Below are 25,062 nucleotides of genomic sequence, written 5' to 3'. Positions count from 1 at the left end.
GGTCCTATTTGAACAGGCCCAGGCGCATGGCGTGGACCACCGCCTGGGTCCGGTTGGAGCATCCAAGCTTCTGCGTGGCGATGGTGGCGTAATGGTTGACCGTATGTTCGGAAAGGCCGGTGATGCTGGCGATTTCCGAACTGGTCTTGCCCTCCGCGGTCCATTGCAGGATTTCGGTCTCGCGGGCGTTGAGCACGGATTTGGTCGCAAGATCGCTGGCCGAGATCGTCGAGATCCGTTCGATCAGCATGGTCGCGAACATTGCGAGCGTCGACAGTTCTTCCACCGTCAGCGGCTCGCGGTCGCCCATGAAGGACACCGCATGCCGGAGCCCGCGGAAATCATGCACCGGGAAATACACGCCCATGGTCAGGTCGTAGCGCGCGAACAACGGGCCGGCGCTGTCGGGCTCGGGGACCGGGCGGCGGTTGTTGACGTCGTCGACCTTGAACACCAGCGGCGTGATCTGCTTGCGCAACTGCTCGAGAATGGGACTGTTGCGGGCGAGATCCAGCCGGTCATATTCCGCGATCAGGTCCGGCGGCCAGCTCGAGATCGTCGACAGGGTGGAGATCTTGTCGTCGCCGCCGGCCTTCTTGGCGGGAAGCGTGATCACCTTGAAACAGCGAAAGCCGTAGCTCACGCAGGTCTGGCGCAGCACCTGCATGGCGTCGAACATCGTCCGGATACCGGCGATCGGCGCGAAGGGCGGCGTGTTGAAAGGGGGGGAGAGGCTGCCCATGGCTCACTTATCCAAAGGCGTGGCGCCGGACCGGCGGGCGGACTCCAGGCGTTGCGCCTCAAAGCGGCGATCGGGACCGGACTCATTCTGCGTCATGACAGTCGGGGGCATGATCTGTCCTTTGCATGGTTGATGGCAGCACAACCCAGCCGAATCATGCGCCGACCCGTACTACCCTTTATCATTAAGCAACTGAACGATAATCAGAATCATTTTATACATTTTCAATTCAAAATATAATATGTGTTGCGGCCGGTGGCCTGCGGAGGGCCGCAGGGCCCGCCGCAGGCGATGGTCCGGCCGGACGCGTGGCCTAGCGCAGCAGGCCCTTGACCACGCCGCTCGCCTTGGAAAAATCCATCTTGCCGGGATAGCGCTCCTTGAGCACGTTCATGCATTTGCCCATGTCGCGCAGGCCCGACGCACCGGTTTCCGAGACCACCGAGGCGCAGGCCTCGCGCACCTTTTCCTCCGGCATCTGCTCGGGCAGGAACTGGCGGATGATGGCGATTTCGTCGCGTTCCTGCTGGGCGAGTTCGAGGCGCACGTTCTCCTCGTAGATCGCCGCCGATTCCTCGCGCTGCTTGATCATCTTGGTGAGGATCTGCAGGATCTCCTCATCGCTGACCGGGTCCTTGCCGGCGCCGCGATTGGCGATGTCGCGATCCTTGATGGCGGCCTGGATCAGGCGCAGCGTCGACACGCGGCGCGGGTCCTTGGCGCGAATGGCATTGTTGAGGGCTTCGGTAAAACGTTCCCGCATCATCAAACTTTCTCCGGCAGTTCCTAAACACAGCCCAAATGTCAGCACTCGCAGAGCGACAGGATTACCCCTTCGGCCGCATCCTGTTCAAGCGATTTATTGGCGGTACCACGCCACGGGGCTGATTGACCACAGCGTGCGGCTTCTCTATTTACCAGCCGATGGAGGACCGGAGCGAAGACGCACGAGGCGCAGGGACCTGGATCCACGCCTTGCTTCAGGCAGGTTAGATGGCGATGCCCCGCCCCCACGTCAAGGGGCAATCGCCGGCGATGAAGCGGCTTCAGGCCGCCAACGGAGTGCACATGACCCCAAGCCCATGGACCAAGACCAAGCCCACAGCCGTCGTGGTGTTCGCCGACGGCACCGTTATCGAAGGCCAGGGCATCGGCGCCACCGGCCAGGCGCAGGCCGAGGTCTGCTTCAACACGGCGCTGACCGGCTACCAGGAAATCCTCACCGATCCGTCCTATCTGGGCCAGATCGTCACCTTCACCTTCCCGCATATCGGCAATATCGGCGCCAATGACGAGGACATCGAGGATCTCACCCCGGCCGCCCGCATCGGCGCGGTGGGCGCCATCTTCAAGGCCAACATCACCGATCCGTCGAGCTACCGCTCGACCCGGCACTTCGACCAGTGGCTGAAGACGCGCGGCATCATCGGCCTCGCCGGCGTCGACACCCGCGCGCTGACCGCCTGGATCCGCGAGCACGGCGCGCCCAATGCGGTGATCGCCCATGATCCCGACGGAAAATTCGACATCCCCGCGCTTCAGGCGCTGGCGGCCGAGTGGAGCGGGCTCGAGGGCCTCGACCTCGCCAAGGCCGCGACCTCGGGCCAATCCTCGACCTGGACGCAGGGCCCCTGGGCCTGGGACCGGGGCTTTGCCGAAGCCGGCGAGGAGACCGCCCACATCGTCGCCATCGACTACGGCATCAAGCGCAACATCCTCCGGCTGTTTTCGGGCCTGGGCTGCAAGGTGACGGTGGTTCCGGCCACAACCAGCGCCGAGGACATTCTCGCCATGGCGCCCGATGGCGTGTTCCTGTCGAACGGCCCCGGCGACCCGGCGGCGACCGGCAAATACGCGGTTCCCGTGATCAAAAAGCTGATCGACAGCGGCATCCCGCTGTTCGGCATCTGCCTCGGCCACCAGATCCTGGCGCTGGCGCTCGGCGGCGCCACCACGAAGATGCACCAGGGCCATCACGGCGCCAACCACCCGGTCAAGGACTTCACCACCGGCAAGGTCGAGATCGTGTCGATGAACCACGGCTTCGCGGTGGACGGCAAGAGCCTGCCCGAAGGCGTCGAGGAAACCCATGTCTCGCTGTTCGACGGCACCAATTGCGGGCTGAGGCTGGTCGGCAAGCCGGTGTTCTCGGTGCAGCACCACCCCGAGGCCTCCCCCGGCCCGCAGGACAGCCACTATCTGTTCCGCCGCTTCATGAACATGGTGCGCGACCGCCAGGGGCTCGAGGCGCTCAGCGAACGCTGACATGGAAAGCCGCGGCGGGATGGCTCCCGCCGCGGCTTTCCATGTCCTGACCGATCTGGCCGCCCTGGCCGGGTCCTTACGTCCCCACCCTGGGCGTCGGGCGCTGCTTCCCTTGCCGGAAGGCGAGCAGGAACAGCGCGACGAAGCCCAGATTGCCCAGGATGTTGAGGCTGGCGCCCGCGGCGACCGAGCCCGCGCAATCGACCGCGAACCAGGCGGCGAGCCCGGCGAGCGTGATCGTGCGGGCGAGCGGCAGGTCCTGCGGCAGCACATGAGCCGCGACCTTCCACAGCGTGACGCCCCAGCCGACCATGACGCCGCCGGCGATGGCGGCGAACAGCCGCGTTTCGGGCGCGGCCAGCGCCTGCGCGCCGTCGAGCGGCCAGACGACGAGGTCGGCCAGGAGCGCCACCGGCGCGGACAAAGGCGGCCAGGCAGCGGCCGCCAGCGCCAGCCCCACTCCGATCACCACGGCCGACGCCGCCTTTACCCAGGTCTGTGTCTCAGCGATATCCATGTCGAAAACTCCCTTGTTGACGCGCCGAGCAAACCCCTTCGCGCGACGCCCGGCAATTACCTCCGAGGTAAGTGACAGCGCCCCGCTTCCCACTATGATGGACGGCGAACGGACCCGCCACGGGCGGCAGGGGAGGAGCGATGACCACGCAATTCGGCGACCTGCTCAGGCACTGGCGCGAGGCGCGCCGGGTGAGCCAGCTCGACCTCGGGCTCGAGGCCAATGTCTCGGCGCGCCACATCTCGTTTCTCGAAACCGGCCGCGCCCGCCCCAGCCGCGCGATGGTGCTCAATCTCGGCGCAGCACTCGAGGTGCCGCGCGGCGCGCGCAACGCGCTCCTGCACGCGGCGGGCTTCGCCCCCGGCTTTCGCGCCCGCGACCTCGACGAGGCCGAGATGGCCCCGGTCGCGGCCGCGCTCGACTGGATGCTGGAGCGCCACCTGCCCTACCCGGCGCTGGTGCTCGACCGGCGCTGGACCATCCTGCGCGCCAATGCCACGGCCGGCATGATGCTCGCGCAACTGGGCCTTGCGGAGAACGCCAACCTCGTCGAGGCGCTGCTCGACGAGGACCGGCTCGGACGCGCGATCGAGAACTGGGACGAGACCGCGCGCCATTTCCTCCACCGCCTGCGCGCCCGCTCCGCCCATCTGGGCGGCGACGCCTGGCTCGACCAGATGGCCGCGCAGCTTTCCGCCCGGCTCGCCGACACCGCCCACGACCCCGCCGCCGGCGCCCAGGCCATCATCGCCACCCGCTACCGGCTGGGCGAGACGGTGCTGTCGTTCTTCTCGACCTTGAGCCAGTTCTCCACCGCCGAGGACATCGCGCTTGCCGACTGGCAGATCGAACACCTGTTTCCGGCGGACGAGGCGACGCGGGCGGTGCTGGCGCGGATGGCGGGCGGGCATTGACGGGAAGAGCCGGGAATGGCCGCCCACAGACCGGACTCTGACTCCTGCCGCGTGCCGCGGCGCATTCGGGCCGGAGCAGGCTTCAGGACATCCTTCGAAACTCAGGGCTATTCAGGGTGAATTTCCACGCCATGTCGGGCTATGCTCACCCGTGGAACATTGAGAGCGTTTGAGCCGTGGAAGGGACTCGCAGTGAATGATTTGATTGCCCTAGTTGAAAGCAGCCTATTCTTCAAAGTAGCCGCCATTCTGAACGTCGTCCAATTGGGCGCAATATTTGCTTTTATTGCCAAGGTTTCCAAGCTGGTCAGAGACAAGAACAAAATCGGAAGATCAAGAACAGTTCTCGCCGAACAGGTTGGTCAACTCAGAAAGGAGATCGAGACCCTTCAAGACATGGAAGTCAAATACGAGAAGATAATCGACAGGAAAAACCATGAGATCGAGACGTTCAAATCTCTGCTTCCGTCGGACAAGAAGGCCGCCCATGCCCTGCTGCATGAGGTTTTGGAGTTGATTCCGAAAACGAACAAGACCCACGAGCACGGGATTGAGTATGAGGGATCATACCCGATTTCGTCCGTTTTCCTCGAAAGGCTGTCCTATTTTCTCTCGTACAACTATCTGCTGGACGACGCCAAAAACACCTGCGCCTACAACATCGTCTCCCAGAAAATACTGGATGCCGTTCTGCAGGAAATCGACCCGTTTGACTACGGCGACGACTACTTCAATTCGAAGTTTGAAATCGACAACGAATCCCTGATCGGCGTCATTTATCTCGTTTGGAAATACGCCAAGGAAAACGATGATTTCTACACCCTTGACCTCATTATGGCATCAAGGATGCTTCTCGAGAATGTTTCGTTTCTCAACAGCAGCGACATGGAATTGATCAATAAAGAGACGTTTGATTACTACAAAGAGTTGGCATCGACAGAAACTGAAAAGTTCAAGACCCTGCGCAACACGCTCGCAGTGGTTTTCATCAAGGGAAAAGAACCCGAGAAAACCGCATTGACCGAACAGGAAAAATTCATTTTTGAAAAGATCCTGAACGACGAATTCGTTTCCCCAAGATTGCGAAATACGCTCCGCAACCGATATGAACACGCGGGCCTCTAGATGTCGGCCTCATGCAGACAGTCGCCTGCCATGAAACTTGCCGGTTTCACCCAGCCTGAGCCGGGTGGGCGCATCATTCCAAGTGAGATCCGAGCCATGGGAAGCTTCCCCCCGAGCCGTGAGCGTCGGGGGCAACGGAAGGATCCACCGGGATCACTGGAACAGGGAGAGCATGCTCTTTGATTCCGAATTGGCGATCTGCAGCGCCTGACTGGCAAGCTGCTCTTGCGTCTGCAACGCCTTGAGCCGGGCGGATTCCTCATGCATGTCGGCATCGACAAGTCGCCCCACACCGATGTCGATCTTGTCCCTCAGTTTCAGGGTGAAGTCGGATTGAATTTCGATCCTCTTCTGCAAAGCACCCAGAGTGGCGGCGGAATCGATGATCTTGCCCGTCACGATCGTCATGTAGTCAATATACGCATCTATCGTGTCGGGGTGTTGTTCGACATCTATGTCGATGAAATTGCGGGTGGCGATAGGCTCGATGCTGACATTGACACCCGTAATGGCGATCCCGCTTTTTGCGCCGGCTTTCTTGTGCAGGTTGGGATCGGGCTCAACGCTTATGGTCCCTGGTCCTGTATCCGTGATGGTCACGTCGCTGCGGTTGATCAGCGAATTGAGAAGAAGCGTCATTTCGGCCGATGTGGAAATCTCGCCTGACGTGATCCCCAAAAGGTTGTTCACGTAGCCCTTGTCGAAAGAATATCGCACCGGCGGCTCATCTTCGACCGCAAATCTGAAGCTGACCACCGTATCGGAATAGACGGTGAAAGGCTGGAAACTCAGCGTCATGTCAGAACGGCGCGGGCCGTAATTAACGGAAGTTGCAGCCAGACCGGTGCCAATGGTGCTAGAAACATTGGTGATTTGAATTGATGAGCCGTTGAGGCCGGAGTTTTCATAGGTATTGAAGCCGATCACATTCGGGACGTCGACGAAATCTTTGACAGCCTGATCCCATGTCGTGAACGTGGTGACACTGGCATTGGCACTTGCGCCGCTGGTCTGCATCGCACGGGCGATCACCGACCTGTACTGCTTGTAGTCGGCAATCACGCCGTCGCTCGTCCCGAGCGCGGCGTCGACCGTGGCGCGGTTGATCGTCACTGTCTTCGACACGCCGGTGCTGTGGGGCGGGGGAACATCGGCAGGGTCGTCGGCATCCACGATGATATCGAAGGAAATCGTATCCGCGGCCCCGAAGGTGAGAGCGCCCGAAAAGGTGAATGTCTGATAACTCGGCCTGTTGCCCTGCTGGTTGACCGGGTGGTTGCTCATTGCCTGCGTGCCGTCGCTGTAGCTCGTATAGGCATAGCGCAGACCGCCAACGGTCTTGAAATCGCGCGGGTCGGCCTGCAACACCCCTCCCCCGTTCCCGTTGAACAGCGCCATTTCCGCCAGCGAGACCTCGAGCGATTTGACGGCGACGCCGCCGCCGGCATTGCGAACGAAAGAGGACACCACGGAGGTGCGGTTGAGGGTCTCGTCGAAAATGTCGGGGATGTCGGTGGAGAGCCAGTTCTGTCCGTTAAAACTCGCGGACGACGCGATACTGACCACCTGGTTCCTGAGCTCCGCAAGCTCCTTCTGGATTTTCGCCTTGTCGACGCCTGGCTCCTTGGCAGCCACGAGCTTGGCATTGAAATCGCCAAGGATGTCGATGACCGATTCCATCCCCGTATAGGCGACATCGACTTTCGCGGCGCCCAGACCGAGCGCATCGGTCACGGCGGCCAGCGCCAGATTGTCCGAGCGCATGGTCGTGGAGATCGACCAATAGGCGGAATTGTCCGATGCGGTTTGCACCCGCAGGCCGGAACTGACGCGATTTTGCGCCTCAGACAATTCCGACGTGATCGAGCGCAGGGTGTGAAGCGCCGAAATTGCTGAAATATTGGTGTGGATACTCGTCATAGGAACACGCAAAAAGTATGAAAACCCGGATGCCGGAATAGTGGTCGAGCCATGACCCGACCGGCGCAATATGGTTCACAAAAGGTTAACAGACAAAGCTGAATGGGACGGTAAAAATACGGCGCTTCGCATAACGATCCCCATGGGTCTGCGTGTTGCCCGTCAGAGCAGGGTGGCGATCATGCGGGAAAAAATCTCGCCACGGCCGGGGTGCCGGCTTTTCAATCTGATCGTTGATTTTGCGACACAAATTTGCACGGCCATGCAACTTTCGATTGACTCTCGATCGGGCCGACCCTTTCAGTGCGCCTATGGCTTCATTCAATACCCTTTGCAACCAGCTTATCGATATGTGGGTTCAGTCCGAGTCCCTGGAAACGCCGAAGGACCTCTACGGACCGATCATCAGGGAGGTCAGCATCAAGATGGGCCTGTCCATCGTGGAGACAGTCTCGAGCGATCCCTATGAGTGGCGCTTTGCGCGCGTAAAGCAGTTTTCCTACAAAAGTGACGTTCTGAAAGCGATGCTGTCCAACTATCCGGATTCCCTGCTGGGCGATCTTGACAGATCCTTCATCGACCGGAACGTCATTCCTGCATTCAAAACGGCAATCAATTCGAAAAGCCCCTCCATCGATTTCGTGAAAATCAAACTGCTTGGAGTGAGAGTCGGGTATGAGCGCCTGATCATTCCGCAAAAAACCGATGGTGTTCCCAAATGGTGCCTGAGTCTCAAAGAGGGCCGGTTCGCCATTCCCTATCACCAGGGCAGGAATGTCGACCTGACGGACGAGGGGATCGTTCAGCTCCTGATCGAGGGCCATACGGCGAAGGAAATCGCCGAAATGCTCGAGCTGTCCCCGAGGTCCATCGAACACCGGATCGAGAAACTGAAAACCCGCTTCGAAGCCAGGAACCTGGTCCATCTGGTCGCCAAGATCGTGTCGACAAAGCTGGACCAATGAGGGTCAACCGGGCCCTGTGATTCCCGGATCTTGGAGCCGAGGCGACGTCAGGCAGCGGACCGTTTTCCGGCCGCGAGGCGCGGGAAAGTGGTCCGCCGACCGGCCCCGGGATCGCATCCGGCGACCACGGGCGGGCCCCCGCCCTACCCCTTCACATCCAGAAACAGGTGCCGGTTCGCAAACCGCAGGTTCAACAGCAGCGCCGCCACGCCCAGCCCGAGCGCCAGGCCGGCCCAGATGCCGGGGCCGCCCCAGCCCAGGCCGAAGCCGAGGCCATAGGCGGCGGACAGGCCGATGGGCCAGTAGCTGATCACGGCGATGACCATCGGGATGCGCGTGTCCTTGATGCCGCGCAGCAGGCCCGAGCCCACCACCTGGATGGCGTCGACAAGCTGGAAGGCGGCGGCGACCATGAGCAGCGGCACCGCGACCGCGATCAGTTCCGCCGCATCGACATTGGCGTCGTCGACGAACAGGCCGACCAGCGCTTCCGGGACCAGCCAGAACAGGCTGGCCGCGGCGAACGAGATCACCACCGACAGGCCCATCACCGTGTGCGCGGCGCGCGCCAGCCCCTCCATGTCGCCGCGGCCATAGGCCTGGCCGACGCGCACCGTGGCGGCGTGCGACAGGCCGAGCGGGATCATGAAGCTGATCGAGGCGAGCTGGATGGCGATGCCGTGGGCGGCGAGCGAGACGGTGCCGAGCCAGCCCATCATCAAGGACGCCGCCATGAACAGCCCGACTTCGGCGAGGATCGTGAAGCCGATCGGCACGCCCAGCCGGAACACTTCGAAGAAGGCCGGCCATTCCGGCCGCCAGAAGCGCTGGAACACCCGGTAGTCGCGGTGGAGCGGGTGCAGCACGGCCCAGCCGGCCATGATCGCGAAGATCGCCGTGGAGCTCGCCACCGTGGCGATGGCGGCGCCGCGCACGCCCAATTCCGGCGCGCCGAACTGGCCGAAGATCAGCGCATAATTGAGCACGCCGTTGATCAGCGTGCCGGCCAGCGCCGACCACAGCACGATGCCCGCCCGCGAGCGCGCGGCGAAGAAGGATCTCAGCGCCATCATCATCAGCGCCGGGAACATGCCCCATTGCACGATGCGGATGTAATCGCTGGCGAGCGCCGCGAGCTCCGGCTTCTGGCCGAGCGCGATCAGGATCGGCTCGAGCTGCCACAGGATCGGCATCACCAGGACGGCGTAGAGGAGCAGGATCCACATCCCCATCCGCACCGAACGGCGCACATGGGTGGGGTCGTTGCGGCCCTCCGCCTGGGCGGCGAGCGGCAGGATGGCGCTGGCGAAGCCGACACCGAAAATATAGACGATGAAGAAGGCCTGCGAGCCGAGCACGGTGGCCGCCAGCTCCGCGGTGCCGTACCATCCGAGCATGATCACGTCGGTGGTGGTCATGGCGATCTGGGCGATCTGGGTGCCGACCAGCGGCAGGCCGAGCGCCAGCGTGGCGCGCACATGCGCGCCCCAGCTCTGGCCGTCCCGTGTCGCCGTCAGTGTAATGCCCATTGGCCCGATCCCGTGACTGGAGAGGCGCTTATGCCTCCCCGCCGCAAGGCTGGCAAGGCTCCCCGTGCGGCGGCCAGGCGCGCGGGCGGAAACGCGGCCGCCGGTGTGCCGCAAATGCCATGGCGCGCCCGCGGGCGCCCGCCGCCGTCGGCCCGGTGAAGGCCCCATATCAGCGCTTCTCAAAGCGCTGCTTCCCCCGCATAATGGCCGGATGGAAACCATCGACCTGCCCCGCCTGACGCAAAGCCTGATGGCGCTGTTCGATGACGCCGCGTCCTATTTCGCCCAGCCCTGGACCTATTACCAGATCGCCATCCTGGCCGGCTGCTATCTCGCGGCCTGGCTGATCTCGCTCCGGCTCGAGCCCTGGCTCGACGCGCGCGCCCGGGCGATCAAGGGCAAGCCCGGCCTGCTCAGGGTGATCATCGCCTTCATGCGCCGCATCAACTGGGTGATCTTCCTGGCCTTCCTGGCGCTCGCCTGGCAGGTGGTGCTGGAGCTGACCTGGCCCTCGCGCACCTATCTGCTGGCGCTGGCCCTGGCGCTGGGCTCGGCCTGGCTCGCCATCGCGGTGTCGAGCCGGATCATCCACAACAAGACGCTCGCCCGGCTGATCGCGCTGGCGATCTTCACCTATGTGGCGCTCGGCATCCTCGACCTCAGGCCCGAGGCGGCGGCGTTCCTGGACCAGCTCGCCTTCCAGGTGGGCGACCTCCGGATCTCGGCGCTGTTCGTGCTGCGCACCGCGCTCGTCACCGCCGGCTTCCTCTGGGTCGCCAATCTGCTGGGCAATTTCCTCGATGCCCGCATCACGCTGATCGAGGATCTCTCGCCCTCCTTCAAGGTGCTGGCCGGCAAGGTGGTCAAGATCGGCCTGATCGCGGTGGCGCTGATGATGGCGCTGTCCTCGACCGGCATCGACCTCACCGCGCTCACGGTGTTCTCGGGCGCGGTCGGCGTCGGCCTGGGCTTCGGCCTGCAGAAGGTGGTGTCCAACTTCATCTCCGGCGTCATCATCCTGGTCGACCGCTCGATCAAGCCGGGCGACACGATCGAGCTCGGCGAGACCTTCGGCTGGATCCGCGAGCTGCGCGCCCGCTTCGTCTCGGTGATCACCCGCGACGGCCGCGAATACCTGATCCCGAACGAGGATTTCATCACCCAGCAGGTGGTCAACTGGTCCTTCTCCGACCGCCTGGTGCGCCTCGACGTCGATTTCGGCGTCTCCTACGACAGCGACCCGCACGAGGTGACGCGGCTCGCCATCACCGCCGCGGGCTCCGTCGGCCGGGTGCTGACCGACCGGCCGCCGGTGTGCTGGATGACCGGCTTCGGTGCCTCCTCGCTCGATTTCAAGCTGCGCTTCTGGATCACCGACCCGCAGGCGGGCCTGACCAATGTGCGCGGCCAGGTGCTGCTGGCGCTGTGGGACATTTTCAAGGAAAACGGGATCAAGATCCCCTTCCCGCACCGAGAGATCGTGATGCGCACGCCGGTCGAGGTGGTGCGCCGCGACGCGCCGGAAGCGGAGGACGGGGATGCAGACGGCCGGGAGCCCTGAGGCACCCGGCCGCTATCGCCTCAGAGGCGTGCGCAGGCTCAGAATTCCGACCATTCCTGCTCGACCGCGGCCGACCCCTGCGTGGCAAAGGCCTGGCGCACCTTGTGCACCATCGCCTTGGCCGGCGACGGCCGGGCCGGGATTGCGGCGCCGCGGCCGACCGGTCGCGCGCCCGCGCCGGCGAGCCGGAAGCGCTGGACAAGGGAAGACAACTGGATGGTCTCATCGGTCAGGCGGTGGGTCAGCGCCGTGGCTTCCTCGACCATGGCCGCGTTCTGCTGCGTGACCTGATCCATCTGGCTGACGGCGGAGCTGACTTCCTGCAGGCCGGAGGACTGCTCCTTGGCGGCGGTGGCGATCGAGCGGATGTGGTCGTTGATGTCGATGACATGGCCGGTGATGGTGCCGAGCGCATCCCCGGTCGCCCGGACCAGGTCGACGCCGCTTTCGACCGCGGTCGAGGACTTGCCGATCAGCGTCTTGATCTCCTTGGCGGCGGTGGCGGAGCGCTGCGCGAGTTCGCGCACCTCCTGCGCGACCACGGCGAAACCGCGTCCCGCCTCGCCGGCCCGGGCCGCCTCGACCCCGGCATTGAGCGCCAGCAGGTTGGTCTGGAAGGCGATCTCGTCGATCACGCCGATGATCTTGGAGATCTCGCCCGACGCGTCCTTGATGTTGCCCATGGCGTCGACCGTGTTGGCGACAACCTTGGCGGAGGCATCGCTGGCCGACCTGGCCTCGGCCATCATCCGTGTCGCATCCTGGGCGCGGTTGGAGGAACTCGCCACCGTGGCGTTGATCTGCTCGAGCGCCGCCGAACTTTCCTCGAGCGCCGCCGCCTGGCGCTCGGTGCGGCTCGACAGTTCCTGCACCGCCGACAGCATCTCCCGGGAATTGGCGGAAATATTGTCGGTGTTGTGCCGGACCTCGGTCAGGGTCTCGCTGAGCCGTTCGACGGAGGAATTGAACGAGGTGCGCAGATTGTCGAGTTCCCCGGCGAACGGCTCTGAAATCGTCGCCGTCAGGTCGCCTTCGGCCAGCCGTCCCAGGGCCGCGTCCAGGGCGCCGATGGCGGTTTCGAGATCGCGCTGGCGCTCGGCGTCGCGGCGGGCTTCCTCGGCGCGGCGCTGCCGCTCGCCGGCTTCGCGCGCGGTGGCCTCCTGCTGCTCGCGCAGCGCCTTTTCCACCGCCAGCGCCTGGCAGGCGTCGAAGGCGGTGGCGATGGCGCCGATCTCGTCCTTGCGGGCCTTGCCCTCGATGACGATCCCGCTTTCGCCGCGGGCGAGCGCCTGCAGCGCCGCCACCGTGGAGGCCAGCGGCTTGCCGACCGAGCGGGCCACCAGCACCGCGACAACGCCGATGATGAGGATCGCGGCGAGCGTGACGATGATGACCGTCCTGAAGATGCTCACCTGCGCCGTGGCGAGCTCGGCCGCCGTGGCGTCCCTCTGGGCGAAGACGAAGGCCTTGATTTCCTCGAAGACAGGCTCGATCTCCTTGTAGATCGCCGACAGGTCCTCCCTCAGCCCGCGCTCCTCGAGGGTCGCGGTCGCGAACACCTGGAAATCCGCCTGGTAGGCGTCGATCAGACCGAAGATGGCGTCGCGGTTCTCGGGGGTGCCGAAATAGCTGATCGGGAACTGCTTGAATTCGGCGACGCGCTCGTTGAGGCTGGTGACGTATTTCTCGTCGACGCGGGCGATGAAATCCTTCTCGTGGCGCCGCATCATCAGCATCTTGACGTTGAGCTCGGGCTGGCCAAGCGTGTCCATCATGCTTTCGGCGGCCTTGACCGCGCTGCGCAGGGAACCCTGAAGCCCGTCCTCCTCGTCGAGGCCGAGCAGCCGCTTCTTCGCCACCAGCGCCTCGAAGCCCGCGACGTAATCGGCGAACCTTGATTTCAGCGCATCGAGCTGGCCGGCGAGGTCGGAGGGGAACATGTCGGTCATCGTCGCGTGGAGCTGCTCGATCTCTGCCGCGGTCGCCGTCACCACGTCCGCATGGCGGCCGACATCGCTTTCCTTGCCGCGCAGCAGGAAATCCTTCTCGGCGCGCCGGGCCTGCAGGAGCGAGGTCTCGATGTCGCGCTCGAGGCCGTAAAGGCCCTCGATCCGGGTGAGGTCGGCGCGGTATTTCTGCTCCACCGTGTTGCCGAAATAGAAGATCGACCCCACCACCAGCATGCCGAGTATGGCCAGGGGTGCGAGAAGGAAAATCCGTGTCTTCAGTGTCATGATGGATACCCGAGTGAGCCCTGGCGGCGCGAGACCCTTGATGGGTCCAAAATACGGGCATCATGCCGGAACCAGATGGGTCCGGTTGTCCCGGACTTTCCAGTCAGCAATCTCATTCATCCGCTTTACGAACCCTTAAACGGGCACGGCAAGGATTGGCGGGGCGGGAGGGCGCCGCACTCGTCCCGGCGACGGACTTCGCCCCTGGGAAACCATCCGGCGCTTGCCGGCGGCGGCGGGCGCGCGGGCGACGGAAGGGGCGAATGCAAAAAGCCGGGAGCCCTGGGGCTCCCGGCCGTCTTTCCCGGCGAAGATCCCTGCGAGGGATCAGAATTCCGACCATTCCTGGTCGACCGCGGCCGATCCCTGCGTGGCGAAGGCCTGGCGCACCTTGTTGACCATCGCCTTGGCCGGCGACGGCCGCGAGGTCGAGCCCGATCCGGCAGCCACGGGCGCGGTCCTGGAGGTCTGTCGCACCGCGTCCGACGATCTGTCGGTGACGAAGCGCGACACCAGCATGCTCAGCCCGTCGGCCTCGCTCGCCAGGCGATGCGTGACCGCGGTGGTCTCTTCCACCATGGCCGCGTTCTGCTGGGTCACCTGGTCCATCTGGCTGACGGCGGAGTTGACCTCCTGCAGCCCGGTCGCCTGTTCGCGCGCCGCCGTCGCGATCGATTCGATGTGCGAATTGATGTCGACGACATGGGCGGCGATCTTGCTCAGCGCCTCGCCGGTGGCCTTGACCAGGCCGACGCCGTTTTCGACCTCGGAGCTCGACTTGCTGATCAGGTCCTTGATCTCCTTGGCCGCCGTGGCCGAGCGTTGCGCCAGTTCGCGCACTTCCTGGGCGACCACGGCAAAGCCGCGGCCCGCTTCGCCGGCGCGCGCCGCCTCGACCCCGGCGTTGAGGGCCAGAAGGTTGGTCTGGAAGGCGATCTCGTCGATCACGCCGATGATCTTGGCGATCTCGCCCGAGGCGCTCTGGATGCGGCTCATGGCGCCGACGGCATCGGCGACGACCACGGCCGAATCCTTGCCGGCCCTGTTCGCCTCCGACGCCTTGTCGCTGGCTTCCTGCGCCCGTTCGGAGGAGCTCTTCACCGTGGCGGTGATTTCCTCGAGCGAGGCCGAGGTCTCCTCGAGCGCGGCCGCCTGCTGCTCGGTGCGGCGCGACAGGTCTTCCACCGCCGAGCGCATTTCGCCGGCATTGGCATGGATCGTGTCGATGTTGACCTTCACGTCCGACAGCGTCTCGGCGAGCTTTTCGACCGAGCTGTTGAAGTCGGTCCTCAGGCGATCGAGATCGCCTGCGAACGGCGTGTCGAGGCGCACCGTCAGGTTGCCGTCGGAGAGATGCTTCAGGCCGCTGGCCAGCGCATCGATCGCGGTGGCGAGGCTCTGGGCCTCCGCGGCCTTGGCGGCTTCGCGCTCGGCGCGCTCCCTTTCGCTCAGGCTGCGGTTCGCGTCGCTTTCGCGCTCGATGCGCTCCTTGTCGATGGCCGCATCGCGGAACACGACGATGGTCTTGGCGATTTCGCCGATCTCGTCGCCGCGGTCGCGGTAGGGGATCTCGACATCGTTCTTGCCGGAGGCGAGCGTCGCCATGACGCGGGTGAGCGAGGAGACGGCGCCGCCGATGTGGCGGGTGAGCAAATAGGCGAGAAGCGATCCTAGAACCAGAATGGCGGCGATGCCGACCAGGATGGCTGTCTTGGAAAAGCTGATCGCATTGGCCCGCATGGCGCCGCGCGTTCCGAGCAGGGCGCTTTCGGCCGTTTCGAACTCGGCATGCGCCGCACGCAACTCGTCCATCAGGCCCTTGCCAGCGCCCGAGCTTTCCAGAGCGCGCGCCTCTTCCATGGTGGCGGGATCCTTCATCAGCGCGATTTCGCGCTCGGCGATGGTGGTCCGCCACTGCAGGTTCAGCTCCTGGATCCGCTTCAGTCGGGACTGCTGCTCGGCATTGTCCGAGGTGAGATCCAGCAATGTCTTCATCGACTCATCGAACTGGGCGGCGCCGCCGGTATAGGGCTCGAGAAAGGCCTCGTCCGCCGAAACGAGATATCCCCTCACCCCGGTCTCCTGGTTGACGACGGAGAGCAACAAGGTGTCGGAGTGACCGAGAACATCGTAGGTATGGGTGTTCCAGGTGCTGGCGGACTCGATTGTACGCAAACTGAAAAACGTCGTTCCGGCCACGGCCAGGAACAGGCTGATAAGCAAGGCGAAGGTGGCGGCGAACTTGGCCCCGACCTTGAATTTGTTAAACTGCATAGAAGATCCGTCCTAGCGGTCGTCTGGACTCGCAGCCTCATGCGTCAAGTCGAATCCCATTGCTTCTGGAATCCTGTCCAGCCAATGCACACAATGGGAGAAAGTCGGACCCTAGGTTCATCCCGGCCCATGCCCGGACCTTAGTTATGACTGGTTTAAAATTGGCTTAAAATGCGCAGGCCAAAACCGACCGGGTGACCGCTACGGCAGTCATTTTCGATCATTTCCTGCCGGAATGGCGGCGAATTTCGCCGGGCATCGCCTCTTTGCCCAGCGGAATGCACGCCGGCGTTGGCCCGCCTCGCGGGCTACACCGGATTGTTGAACGTGTCGCAGGCCGCGAGCCGGCCCGAATCGAAGCCGCGGGCGAACCATTCCTTGCGCTGCGCCGAGGTGCCGTGATTGAAGCTCTCGGGCACCACATAGCCCTGGGTGCGCCGCTGCAGCGTGTCGTCGCCGATCTGCTGGGCGGCGTTCAGGGCCTCCTCCAGGTCGCCGCTTTCGAGAATGCCCTTCTGCGCGGTGTAGTGGCCCCAGATCCCGGCGAAGCAATCGGCCTGCAGCTCGACCCGGATCGACATCTGGTTCTCTTCGGCCTGGGTCATCGACTGGCGCATCTGGTTGAATTTCGGCAGCACCCCGATCAGGTTCTGGACATGGTGGCCGACCTCGTGGGCCAGCACATAGGCCTGGGCGAAATCGCCCGACGCCTTGAAGCGCTGCGACAGCTCGTCATAGAAGCTGAGGTCGATATAGAGCTTCTGGTCGCCCGGGCAGTAGAACGGACCGGAGGCGGCGCTGGCATTGCCGCAGGCCGAACTCACCGCGCCGGAAAACAGCACCAGCGTGGGTTCCGGATACTCCATGCCCTGCGCCTTCATGATGCCGTTCCAGACGTCCTCGGTCTCGGCCAGCACGGTGGCGACGAACTGCGTCATCTCGTCCCGGCGGGTCTCCGAAATCTGGCTGCCGGAGGCCGAAGGCTGTCCGGTCACCGCGCCGGGATCGGCGCCGAGCATCTGCAGGGGGTCGATGCCGATGAGCTTGAGGACGAGAAAGATCACGCCGAGGATCAGGATGGTCTTGAAGCTCAGCCCCGAGGCGCGCATGCCGCCCGACGGCAGCCGCATGCCGCCACGCCCGAAGGGATTGCCTCCACGGGCGCCGGTGCCGCGGCGATCCTCGATATTGTCGCTCTGGCGACGGCCCTTCCAGTCCATGCTCTGTCTCTCCTGACGATCCCGGCCGACGCGCGCTGCCGCAGTTCGCCAGTTTCAACATTCCGCGGTACGGGTCAATTGCGCATGCGGGCCCGTACGCTTAATTCTTCCCGCCAGGCCGGCGCCCTGGGGCTCCGCCGGGGTCCAGCCCGACTCATGCTTGGCATGCTCTTGCAAAGACCTCAGGATCTGGCTCATTTTGAGGCAGAGGCCGATCCGGGAGCCTCAAGGCGCCCGCACAGGGGAGGGAGACATGAGCATGGACGTCCATCGGACAGGCCGCATCGTGCGTCTCGGCGGGACCGCGGCCGCCCTGGCGCTTGCCGCCGCGAGCCTGGCGCTCGCGGCCTCGCCGGCGCTCGCCGCCAAGGCGGCGGTCAAGCGCGGGGAGCGCGTGGTCAATGAATGGTGCCGCGACTGCCATGTGCGCGAGGGCGAGGAGCTGACCGCCGACATGGCGCCGCCCTATGAGGACATCGTCGCCGTCCCCGGCCGCGACCGCGCCTGGTTCGAAGCGTTCCTGGAAGCCGACCATTTCCCCATGACCACCTTCCGCCTGTTCGACCACGAGAAGGCGGATGTGGTGGAATGGCTGATGGATCTGAAGGCGCGGCAGGGCGAGTAACGGCTTCAGGCGCCGGCGCGGGGGGCTGCATCCTGCCGGCCAATCACAGTTGGATGCTGGAAGCTTGGAGCGCGGTGGTGCAGGCTGACACCGACCTCCCCCTTGAGGGGAGGTCGGTGATTGGCGCGCGAGAAGCGCGACAGAGCCGGGTGGGGGTCAATCAAGCCGCCTCGCGCCCATACCCCCACCCGGATCAGCTACGCCGGTCGCTCCGCGTCCGCCTTGCCTCTCCGACCTCCCCTCAAGGGGGAGGTAGGGAGAGCCTTCGGGGGCCGGGATGACGGCGGTGCCAGCGGGCAAGCGGACAAAGGGTTCCAGTCTGGCGATCCCACCCCACTTTCCGCTGAACAATCCCCCTTTGGGGGTTCCCTCGCGTCACCCATTTCCCTATAAGCCGCGTCTAGCCTCACATTTCGCGCATGGCGTCTCCCGAGTGGTTGAAGTCCGACGGGGGAGTTTTTGCGCGAAGCCTGCGCAACAGGGACCCGGACCATGCCAAAACGCACCGATATCAAGTCGATCCTCATCATCGGTGCGGGACCGATTGTCATCGGGCAGGCCTGCGAGTTCGACTATTCCGGCACGCAGGCGGTCAAGGCGCTGAAGGAGGAAGGCTACCGGGTGATCCTGGTCAATTCCAACCCCGCCACCATCATGACCGACCCGGGCCTGGCCGACGCCACCTATATCGAGCCGATCACGCCGGAAGTGGTGGCCAAGATCATCGCGCGGGAACGCCCCGACGCGCTGCTGCCGACCATGGGCGGCCAGACCGCGCTCAACACCGCTCTGTCCTTGAAGCGCATGGGCGTGCTCGAGCGCTACAATGTCGAGATGATCGGCGCCAAGCCTGAAGCCATCGACATGGCCGAGGACCGGGCGCTGTTCCGCGAGGCGATGGCCCGCATCGGGCTCGAGACGCCGCGCTCGTTTCTTGCCAACGCCACCGAGATCAAGGACACCGACCGCAAGCTGCACGAGGGCGAACGCCGGAAATTGCGCGAGCTTCTGACGGGCGACGAGCTCGACGCGGCGCTCGACGCGCTGGAAAACAGCTGGAACCTCGGCGAATCCGACCGCAAGCAGCGCTACATGAGCCACGCCATGGCGCAGGCCGCCACCGCGCTCGACCAGATCGGCCTGCCCGCCATCATCCGCCCCTCCTTCACCATGGGCGGCACCGGCGGCGGCATCGCCTACAACCGCTCGGAATTCTTCGACATCATCGAGAACGGCCTCGACGCCTCGCCCACCACCGAGGTGCTGATCGAGGAATCGGTGCTGGGCTGGAAGGAATACGAGATGGAGGTGGTGCGCGACACCGCCGACAACTGCATCATCATCTGCTCGATCGAGAACATCGACCCGATGGGCGTGCACACCGGGGACTCGATCACCGTCGCCCCGGCGCTGACCTTGACCGACAAGGAATACCAGATCATGCGCAACGCCTCGCTCGCGGTGCTGCGCGAGATCGGGGTCGAGACCGGCGGCTCCAACGTGCAGTTCGCCGTCAACCCGGCCGACGGCCGCCTGGTGGTGATCGAGATGAACCCGCGCGTCTCGCGCTCGTCGGCGCTCGCCTCGAAGGCCACCGGCTTCCCGATCGCCAAGGTCGCCGCCAAGCTCGCCGTCGGCTACACGCTCGACGAGCTCGAGAACGACATCACCCACGGCGCGACGCCTGCCTCGTTCGAGCCGTCGATCGACTACGTGGTCACCAAGATCCCGCGCTTCGCCTTCGAGAAATTCCCCGGCGCCGAACCGTTGCTCACCACCGCGATGAAATCGGTGGGCGAGGTGATGGCGATCGGCCGCACCTTCGCCGAAAGCCTGCAGAAGGCGCTCAGGGGCCTCGAGACCGGCCTCACCGGCCTCGACGAGATCGAGATCCCGGGCCTCGGCGAAGGCGACGACGAGAACGCCATCCGCGCCGCCATCGGCACGCCGACGCCCGACCGGCTCAGGATGGTGGCGCAGGCGCTGCGGCTCGGCATGAGCGCCGAGGACGTGCACGCCATCTGCAAGATCGACCCGTGGTTCCTGGCCCAGATCGGCGAGATCATCACCATGGAAGCCCGGATCCGCGCCCATGGCATCCCCACCGACGCCGAGAACCTGCGTCTGGTGAAATCCATGGGTTTCTCCGACGCCCGTCTCGCCTCGCTCACCGGCAAGCGCAGCAACGAGGTGGCCAAGGCGCGGCATGCGCTGGGCGTGCGCCCCGTCTACAAGCGCATCGACACCTGCGCGGCCGAATTCGCCTCGCCCACCGCCTATATGTACTCGACCTACGAGGCGCCGTTCGCGGGCGCCCCCGCTTGCGAGGCGCGGGTCTCGGATCGCCAGAAGGTGGTGATCCTCGGCGGCGGTCCCAACCGCATCGGCCAGGGCATCGAGTTCGACTATTGCTGCTGCCACGCCGCCTTTGCCTTGAAGGACGCGGGCTACGAGGCGATCATGGTCAACTGCAACCCGGAGACCGTGTCCACCGACTACGACACCTCCGACCGGCTCTATTTCGAGCCGCTGACCGACGAGGACGTGCTCGAGATCCTGACCAAGGAGCAGGAGGCCGGTACGCTGAAGGGCGTGATCGTCCAGTTCGGCGGCCAGACGCCCTTGAAGCTTGCCGATGCGCTGGAAAAGGCCGGCATCCCGATCCTCGGCACCGCGCCCGACATGATCGACCTCGCCGAGGACCGCGACCGGTTCCAGAAGCTCCTGCACAAGCTCGACCTGATCCAGCCCAACAACGGCATCGCCTATTCGGTCGAGCAGTCGCGGCTGGTGGCGGCCGAGATCGGCTTTCCCTTAGTGGTCCGCCCGTCCTACGTGCTCGGCGGCCGCGCCATGCAGATCATCCGCGACGAGACCAACCTGTCGAACTATCTGCTCGGCACCGTGCCGGAACTCGTCCCCGAGGACATCAAGGCGCGCTACCCGAACGACAAGACCGGCCAGATCAACACGCTTCTGGGCACCAACCCGCTTCTGTTTGACAGCTACCTCACCAACGCCATCGAGGTGGACGTCGACTGCCTCTGCGACGGCACATCCGTCAATGTCACCGGCATCATGGAGCATATCGAGGAGGCGGGCATCCATTCAGGCGATTCGGCCTGCTCGCTGCCGGTCCACACGCTGTCGGCGGAAATGGTCGACCGGCTCGAGACCCAGACCATCGCGCTTGCCCGCGCGCTCAATGTCGGCGGGCTGATGAACGTCCAGTTCGCCATCAAGGACGACGTGATCTATGTGCTCGAGGTCAATCCGCGCGCCTCGCGCACGGTGCCCTTCGTCGCCAAGACCGTGGGCTCGCCGATCGCCAAGGTGGCGGCGCGGATCATGACCGGCGAGAGCCTGGCCGACGCCTTCGCGGCTTACGGCGAGGTGCCCAACCACCGCACGCTGACCCACATCGCGGTGAAGGAAGCCGTCTTCCCCTTTGCAAAATTCCCCGGCGTCGACACGCTGCTCGGCCCCGAGATGCGCTCGACCGGCGAGGTGATGGGGCTTGACCGCGACTATGCGCTGGCCTTCGCCAAGGCGCAGCTCGGCGCCGGCGTCGACCTGCCGCGCTCGGGCACGGTGTTCGTCTCCGTGCGCGACGAGGACAAGCCGCGCGTCGTCGAGGCGATCCGCATCCTCACCGAGAACGGCTTCAGGGTGATGGCCACCTCCGGCACCGCCGATTTCCTCAAGGCCAAGGGCTTCGAGGTCGAGCAGGTCAACAAGGTGCTCGAAGGCCGTCCGCACATCGAGGACGCGATTAGGAACCGCCAGGTGCACCTGGTGATCAACACCACCGAGGGCGCCAAGACCATCTCGGACTCCAAGTCCCTCCGCCGCGCCGCGCTGATGCAGAAGGTCCCCTACTTCACCACCATGGCCGGCAGCCTCTCGGCCGCCCAGGCGATCTCGGCGCTCAAGGCCGGGAACCTCGAGGTGCATCCGCTGCAGAGTTACTTTCCGGCGGCGTGAGGATGAGTTGATGCTGCGAGACAGCCGCGATATCATCAAACGATTGACGTCTGATGGTTTCGTGCTGATCTCGACCCGGGGTTCGCACCACAAGTTCCGGCATCCGTCTGACGGCAGAATTGTGATTGTCACGCATCCGCGCAAGGATATTCCGGTTGGAACCGTGCGCTCGATCTACTTGCAGGCTCGCTGGCCCAAGGATTGACACCATGGCTTACTACATCGCCCTCATCCACAAGGAGCCGGAGAGCGGCTACGGCATCTCGTTCCCGGATGTGCCCGGTGTGACGGTCGTGGCCGACACGCTCGACGAAGCGATGCGCGAGGCAGGCGTGGCCCTCGGCTTTGTCTTCGAGGACTGGAGAGGCGCGCTTCCAACGCCGCGGACGCTCGACACCCTACGGCGCGATCCGGAGTTTCTGGAGCACTCCGCTGACGCGGTGGTCGCCGCCGTCACGCCGGCGCCGGCGGTTGCCGACGCAGCGTGAGGGAAGCGACGTGCTAACCGAGCCTCCGTCACCCCGGACTTGATCCGGGGTCCAGCCACCGCGCGTCCGCGGGGTGCGTGACTCCTTCGGCACCTGCAGACAGAGTCTTCCGGCTCGCGGACGCTCGCCGCTGGATGCCGGATCAAGTCCGGCGGATACCTCCACCCCTGGCCCCTTCCCTCAAGTGGGAGGAGGGGACGGGCCGGATGGGCCTCCCGACCAATTTCCTGGCCGCCGCCGCGAAGCCCACCAACCTTCCCCCGGTCTACCGCCAAGACCCGGCCAACGGCGTCACAGGACTTCGGCGAGCTTCTTCTTCGCCCGCTCAAGCTTTCCGTTCGCCTTCTTGATCCTTGCGACCGCCTCCTTGGCCTTGTCGCCCTCCAGCGTATCGCGCTTGATCACCTCGTTCTCGATCAACACCGCCAGAACTTCGTTGCCGACCTTGATATCCGGGAACAGGCGGCGGAATTCGCGACGGACGATGTTCACGACCGGCTCGGAGCGGAGAATTGCTGCCAGCGTAAACTTGTTGAGCAACTGAGCCTGCTGATGGAAAGCATCCATCGCGTCCATGACCAGGCCTTCCTTGGCCAGCAGGAACAACTGCTCCAGGTGCTCCTCTTTCCGCGCGCTCAGGTCGGCCAAATCGAACCGGCAGACTTCCTCGTGGCTGATCTGGTTGGCGACATAGATGCGCACGAGGCGCCATTCCACCGCATTGGTCAGGATCACCCAGTGAATGCCCTGATGCGCGCCGTAATCGATAACCTGCCTGAGATGATTGTCGGCGAGGCTGGCGCCGGCCGATTTGACTTCGACCAGAAGTCGCAGCTTGCCGCCGATCTTTATGGCAAGATCGCAATAGGTTGATTTGATCTGATGTTCTGACGTCAGTTCTTCATATTTGTCATAGCCGAAGACATCGGACAATATATCCTTCACCAACGTTACGGTATCGGCCTCGGCGACATCAGCTTTCTGCTGGGCGGATGTGATTTTCTGGTATTTTCTGAGGTGCGTCCCGACCCGATCGGTGAATTTTTTCGGTAATTTTGCCATTGTTTCCTCCCCATCCCTCCGGCAGTTGACCAAACCAGACAGGAGTCCGCAAGGATAAATTGCATATGTCGCCATCACCCGCGCTTCCGCGGAGGGGAGGACAGAATGCGGCTCCCAGCCCACAACCGCGCCGATCTGCCCCGGGCCCGAGGATGACGACGGTGGGGACGATGGATGACGCCGATATTGCAAGGTGAGAACGCGTGTGTTTGCGGACGGACCGAAAATACGCGCTCGCCGGATCACCCGCTCCTCCCCCTCTGATTGCCGCCTCCCCGCTTCTCGCGTATCCTTGCCGCGGTGGAGGGTCCTTCGATGCCCAGGAACATCGTCATCCTGCTGGACGGCACGTCGAACCAGATTTCGGGCGACCGGACCAATGTGTTGAGGCTCTATGGCAGCCTCGAGCGGTCGAAGCGGCAGTTGGTGTTCTACCAGCCCGGCGTCGGCACCTTCGGATTGAGCGGCTGGTGGCAGCGGTGGACGTCGAAGCTGCGCATCGTGCTGGGGCTCGCCACCGGCGCGGGCATTGAAGACAATGTGATGGAGGCCTACCGGTTTCTCGTCGACACCCACGCATTCGGCGACCGCATCCATATCGTCGGCTTCTCCCGCGGCGCCTACACCGCGCGGCTGCTGGCGGGTTTCCTCCGCATCTTCGGGCTGGTGCGGCCGGAGCAGGTGCATCTCATGCGCTATGCCTGGCGGGCCTATGCGCGGCTCGGCCAGCCCGGGAGCAGGGATTTTTCGTCCGAGATCGGCCATTTCCAGAAGGTGCTCGGCGGCGCGGGCGTGCGCATCGAGTTCCTCGGCCTGTGGGACACGGTGGCCTCGGTGTTCGACGCGAAGGCCGGCTTCCCCTGGCTGACGACGACGCAGAAGGCCTACACCAACGAGAACGACCGGATCCGGGTCGTCCGCCAGGCGCTGGCGATCGACGAGCGGCGCACCTATTTCCAGCCCTCGCTGTGGGAGCCGGGGCAGCGCTACGAATACTGGTCGGCCGACGCCCGCCGCTTCGTCACCATCCCGCAGGATTTCGAGGAGGTCTGGTTTGCGGGCTGCCACGGCGATGTCGGCGGCGGCCATCCGGACGCGAAGAGCGGGCTCGCCAAGATTCCGTTCGAATGGCTCTACCGCGAGGCCGTCGCCGCGGGCGTTCACGGCAACGAGGAGGTGTTCGCGCTTCTCACCCACGGCGCGCCGGCCGAGGCGGAGCGAGCCCTCGAACCGGACCCGGGCCTCGCCCGTGACGAGGCTGCCGGGCGCCAAAAATCCTACGGCGCGCCCGACCCGCTGGCCGACATCAACAATTCCATGAATTTCGGCTGGGGCCTGGTCGAATTCCTGCCCCGCAAGGTGCCGAAGACCTCGTTGCTGCGGCAGTTGCAGATCGGCCGGATCTACTGGCCGGTGTTCGATTACCGCCGCGTGCCCGAGGGCGCCCGGCTGCACGCAGCCGTGATCGAGCGGCTGGAACAGCGGCCCGACTACCGGCCGCCGAACCTGCCGGCGCGGTACGAGGTGGCAAGGACGCGGGCGCCCGGGGCGTGAGGGTGGCCTGAACGAAGCCCGCTACGCACTGGACCTGATCTCCCCCCTTGCGGGGGAGATGTCGGCGTAGCCGACAGAGGGGG

Annotated in this window: 19 protein-coding genes; 10 read left to right on the top strand and 9 right to left on the bottom strand. The window is 64.5% G+C overall.

Annotated elements, in window-relative coordinates:
- Positions 1-4 precede the first annotated feature (4 nt).
- Positions 5-742, bottom strand: a complete 738-nt coding sequence (locus LL06_RS13890) for a LuxR family transcriptional regulator (RefSeq protein WP_052161567.1) — start codon at positions 740-742, stop codon at positions 5-7.
- A gap of 313 nt (positions 743-1,055) precedes the next feature.
- Complete coding sequence (locus tag LL06_RS13885; RefSeq protein ID WP_152599614.1) at positions 1,056-1,505, bottom strand: GatB/YqeY domain-containing protein; 450 nt, start codon at positions 1,503-1,505, stop codon at positions 1,056-1,058.
- Between the two features lie 305 nt (positions 1,506-1,810).
- On the opposite strand from LL06_RS13885, the gene carA reads away from it, so the two are divergent.
- Positions 1,811-3,007, top strand: coding sequence for a glutamine-hydrolyzing carbamoyl-phosphate synthase small subunit (gene carA, locus LL06_RS13880; RefSeq protein ID WP_035527875.1), 1,197 nt, complete (start codon positions 1,811-1,813; stop codon positions 3,005-3,007).
- A gap of 76 nt (positions 3,008-3,083) precedes the next feature.
- On the opposite strand, the gene LL06_RS26420 is transcribed toward carA, so the two are convergent.
- Positions 3,084-3,524, bottom strand: a complete 441-nt coding sequence (locus LL06_RS26420; protein ID WP_052161566.1) for a hypothetical protein — start codon at positions 3,522-3,524, stop codon at positions 3,084-3,086.
- 140 nt (positions 3,525-3,664) lie between these two features.
- Between LL06_RS26420 and LL06_RS13870 the strand changes: the two genes are divergently transcribed.
- Both LL06_RS13870 and LL06_RS13865 read left to right on the top strand, forming a co-directional pair.
- Positions 3,665-4,438, top strand: coding sequence for a helix-turn-helix transcriptional regulator (locus tag LL06_RS13870; protein WP_035527841.1), 774 nt, complete (start codon positions 3,665-3,667; stop codon positions 4,436-4,438).
- Positions 4,439-4,630: 192 nt separating this feature from the next.
- Positions 4,631-5,563, top strand: coding sequence for a hypothetical protein (locus LL06_RS13865; RefSeq protein WP_152599612.1), 933 nt, complete (start codon positions 4,631-4,633; stop codon positions 5,561-5,563).
- Positions 5,564-5,716: 153 nt separating this feature from the next.
- On the opposite strand, the gene LL06_RS28410 is transcribed toward LL06_RS13865, so the two are convergent.
- On the bottom strand, positions 5,717-7,483 hold the full coding sequence (locus tag LL06_RS28410) for a flagellin (RefSeq protein WP_035527835.1): 1,767 nt from the start codon (positions 7,481-7,483) through the stop codon (positions 5,717-5,719).
- Positions 7,484-7,794: 311 nt separating this feature from the next.
- Here LL06_RS28410 and LL06_RS13855 point away from each other — a divergent pair, with 311 nt between their 5' ends.
- Positions 7,795-8,448 (top strand): LuxR C-terminal-related transcriptional regulator, encoded by a 654-nt coding sequence (locus LL06_RS13855; protein WP_081963968.1) that lies wholly within the window; start codon positions 7,795-7,797, stop codon positions 8,446-8,448.
- A 143-nt stretch (positions 8,449-8,591) separates the two neighbouring features.
- On the opposite strand, the gene LL06_RS13850 is transcribed toward LL06_RS13855, so the two are convergent.
- Entirely contained in the window at positions 8,592-9,977 is a 1,386-nt protein-coding gene (locus tag LL06_RS13850) for an MATE family efflux transporter (RefSeq protein WP_035527832.1), read from the bottom strand.
- A gap of 250 nt (positions 9,978-10,227) precedes the next feature.
- Between LL06_RS13850 and LL06_RS13845 the strand changes: the two genes are divergently transcribed.
- Positions 10,228-11,538, top strand: coding sequence for a mechanosensitive ion channel domain-containing protein (locus tag LL06_RS13845; protein ID WP_052161569.1), 1,311 nt, complete (start codon positions 10,228-10,230; stop codon positions 11,536-11,538).
- Positions 11,539-11,576: 38 nt separating this feature from the next.
- Here the strand turns inward: LL06_RS13845 and LL06_RS13840 are convergent, their stop codons facing one another.
- The 3 genes from LL06_RS13840 to LL06_RS13830 all read right to left on the bottom strand — a co-directional run bounded on the left by LL06_RS13840 (position 11,577) and on the right by LL06_RS13830 (position 17,266).
- Entirely contained in the window at positions 11,577-13,772 is a 2,196-nt protein-coding gene (locus LL06_RS13840; RefSeq protein ID WP_081963964.1) for a methyl-accepting chemotaxis protein, read from the bottom strand.
- Between the two features lie 327 nt (positions 13,773-14,099).
- On the bottom strand, positions 14,100-16,046 hold the full coding sequence (locus LL06_RS13835; RefSeq protein ID WP_035527829.1) for a methyl-accepting chemotaxis protein: 1,947 nt from the start codon (positions 16,044-16,046) through the stop codon (positions 14,100-14,102).
- A gap of 308 nt (positions 16,047-16,354) precedes the next feature.
- Complete coding sequence (locus LL06_RS13830; RefSeq protein ID WP_035527826.1) at positions 16,355-17,266, bottom strand: neutral zinc metallopeptidase; 912 nt, start codon at positions 17,264-17,266, stop codon at positions 16,355-16,357.
- A gap of 253 nt (positions 17,267-17,519) precedes the next feature.
- Between LL06_RS13830 and LL06_RS13825 the strand changes: the two genes are divergently transcribed.
- The 4 genes from LL06_RS13825 (at position 17,520) to LL06_RS13810 (ending at position 22,363) form a co-directional block, all read left to right on the top strand.
- Positions 17,520-17,891, top strand: coding sequence for a hypothetical protein (locus LL06_RS13825; protein ID WP_244447134.1), 372 nt, complete (start codon positions 17,520-17,522; stop codon positions 17,889-17,891).
- 492 nt (positions 17,892-18,383) lie between these two features.
- A complete protein-coding gene (gene carB, locus LL06_RS13820) occupies positions 18,384-21,875 on the top strand; it encodes a carbamoyl-phosphate synthase large subunit (protein ID WP_035527823.1) in 3,492 nt (1,163 codons plus the stop codon).
- A 10-nt stretch (positions 21,876-21,885) separates the two neighbouring features.
- Positions 21,886-22,080 carry a type II toxin-antitoxin system HicA family toxin gene (locus LL06_RS13815; protein WP_035527820.1) on the top strand — a complete coding sequence of 65 codons (195 nt, stop codon included), beginning with the start codon at positions 21,886-21,888 and terminating at the stop codon, positions 22,078-22,080.
- Between the two features lie 4 nt (positions 22,081-22,084).
- Entirely contained in the window at positions 22,085-22,363 is a 279-nt protein-coding gene (locus LL06_RS13810; RefSeq protein ID WP_035527817.1) for a type II toxin-antitoxin system HicB family antitoxin, read from the top strand.
- A 291-nt stretch (positions 22,364-22,654) separates the two neighbouring features.
- Here the strand turns inward: LL06_RS13810 and LL06_RS13805 are convergent, their stop codons facing one another.
- On the bottom strand, positions 22,655-23,425 hold the full coding sequence (locus tag LL06_RS13805; RefSeq protein ID WP_035527815.1) for a type I restriction enzyme HsdR N-terminal domain-containing protein: 771 nt from the start codon (positions 23,423-23,425) through the stop codon (positions 22,655-22,657).
- Between the two features lie 315 nt (positions 23,426-23,740).
- On the opposite strand from LL06_RS13805, the gene LL06_RS13800 reads away from it, so the two are divergent.
- Complete coding sequence (locus tag LL06_RS13800; RefSeq protein ID WP_035527812.1) at positions 23,741-24,979, top strand: DUF2235 domain-containing protein; 1,239 nt, start codon at positions 23,741-23,743, stop codon at positions 24,977-24,979.
- Positions 24,980-25,062: the final 83 nt, after the last annotated feature.

The organism is Hoeflea sp. BAL378, from assembly GCF_000759435.1.
GTDB lineage: Bacteria > Pseudomonadota > Alphaproteobacteria > Rhizobiales > Rhizobiaceae > Hoeflea.
Note: the sequence above shows the minus strand (reverse complement) of the source record. Positions and strands in the feature narration are given on the sequence as shown.

What these genes read in the sequence shown, in the direction of transcription:
- LL06_RS13890 (WP_052161567.1), bottom strand. Translation starts at nt 742, where the DNA reads ATGGGCAGCCTCTCCCCCCCTTTCAACACGCCGCCCTTCGCGCCGATC.
- LL06_RS13885 (WP_152599614.1), bottom strand. Translation starts at nt 1,505, where the DNA reads ATGCGGGAACGTTTTACCGAAGCCCTCAACAATGCCATTCGCGCCAAG.
- carA (WP_035527875.1), top strand. Translation starts at nt 1,811, where the DNA reads ATGACCCCAAGCCCATGGACCAAGACCAAGCCCACAGCCGTCGTGGTG.
- LL06_RS26420 (WP_052161566.1), bottom strand. Translation starts at nt 3,524, where the DNA reads ATGGATATCGCTGAGACACAGACCTGGGTAAAGGCGGCGTCGGCCGTG.
- LL06_RS13870 (WP_035527841.1), top strand. Translation starts at nt 3,665, where the DNA reads ATGACCACGCAATTCGGCGACCTGCTCAGGCACTGGCGCGAGGCGCGC.
- LL06_RS28410 (WP_035527835.1), bottom strand. Translation starts at nt 7,483, where the DNA reads ATGACGAGTATCCACACCAATATTTCAGCAATTTCGGCGCTTCACACC.
- LL06_RS13855 (WP_081963968.1), top strand. Translation starts at nt 7,795, where the DNA reads ATGGCTTCATTCAATACCCTTTGCAACCAGCTTATCGATATGTGGGTT.
- LL06_RS13850 (WP_035527832.1), bottom strand. Translation starts at nt 9,977, where the DNA reads ATGGGCATTACACTGACGGCGACACGGGACGGCCAGAGCTGGGGCGCG.
- LL06_RS13845 (WP_052161569.1), top strand. Translation starts at nt 10,228, where the DNA reads ATGGCGCTGTTCGATGACGCCGCGTCCTATTTCGCCCAGCCCTGGACC.
- LL06_RS13840 (WP_081963964.1), bottom strand. Translation starts at nt 13,772, where the DNA reads ATGACACTGAAGACACGGATTTTCCTTCTCGCACCCCTGGCCATACTC.
- LL06_RS13835 (WP_035527829.1), bottom strand. Translation starts at nt 16,046, where the DNA reads ATGCAGTTTAACAAATTCAAGGTCGGGGCCAAGTTCGCCGCCACCTTC.
- LL06_RS13830 (WP_035527826.1), bottom strand. Translation starts at nt 17,266, where the DNA reads ATGGACTGGAAGGGCCGTCGCCAGAGCGACAATATCGAGGATCGCCGC.
- LL06_RS13825 (WP_244447134.1), top strand. Translation starts at nt 17,520, where the DNA reads ATGAGCATGGACGTCCATCGGACAGGCCGCATCGTGCGTCTCGGCGGG.
- carB (WP_035527823.1), top strand. Translation starts at nt 18,384, where the DNA reads ATGCCAAAACGCACCGATATCAAGTCGATCCTCATCATCGGTGCGGGA.
- LL06_RS13815 (WP_035527820.1), top strand. Translation starts at nt 21,886, where the DNA reads ATGCTGCGAGACAGCCGCGATATCATCAAACGATTGACGTCTGATGGT.
- LL06_RS13810 (WP_035527817.1), top strand. Translation starts at nt 22,085, where the DNA reads ATGGCTTACTACATCGCCCTCATCCACAAGGAGCCGGAGAGCGGCTAC.
- LL06_RS13805 (WP_035527815.1), bottom strand. Translation starts at nt 23,425, where the DNA reads ATGGCAAAATTACCGAAAAAATTCACCGATCGGGTCGGGACGCACCTC.
- LL06_RS13800 (WP_035527812.1), top strand. Translation starts at nt 23,741, where the DNA reads ATGCCCAGGAACATCGTCATCCTGCTGGACGGCACGTCGAACCAGATT.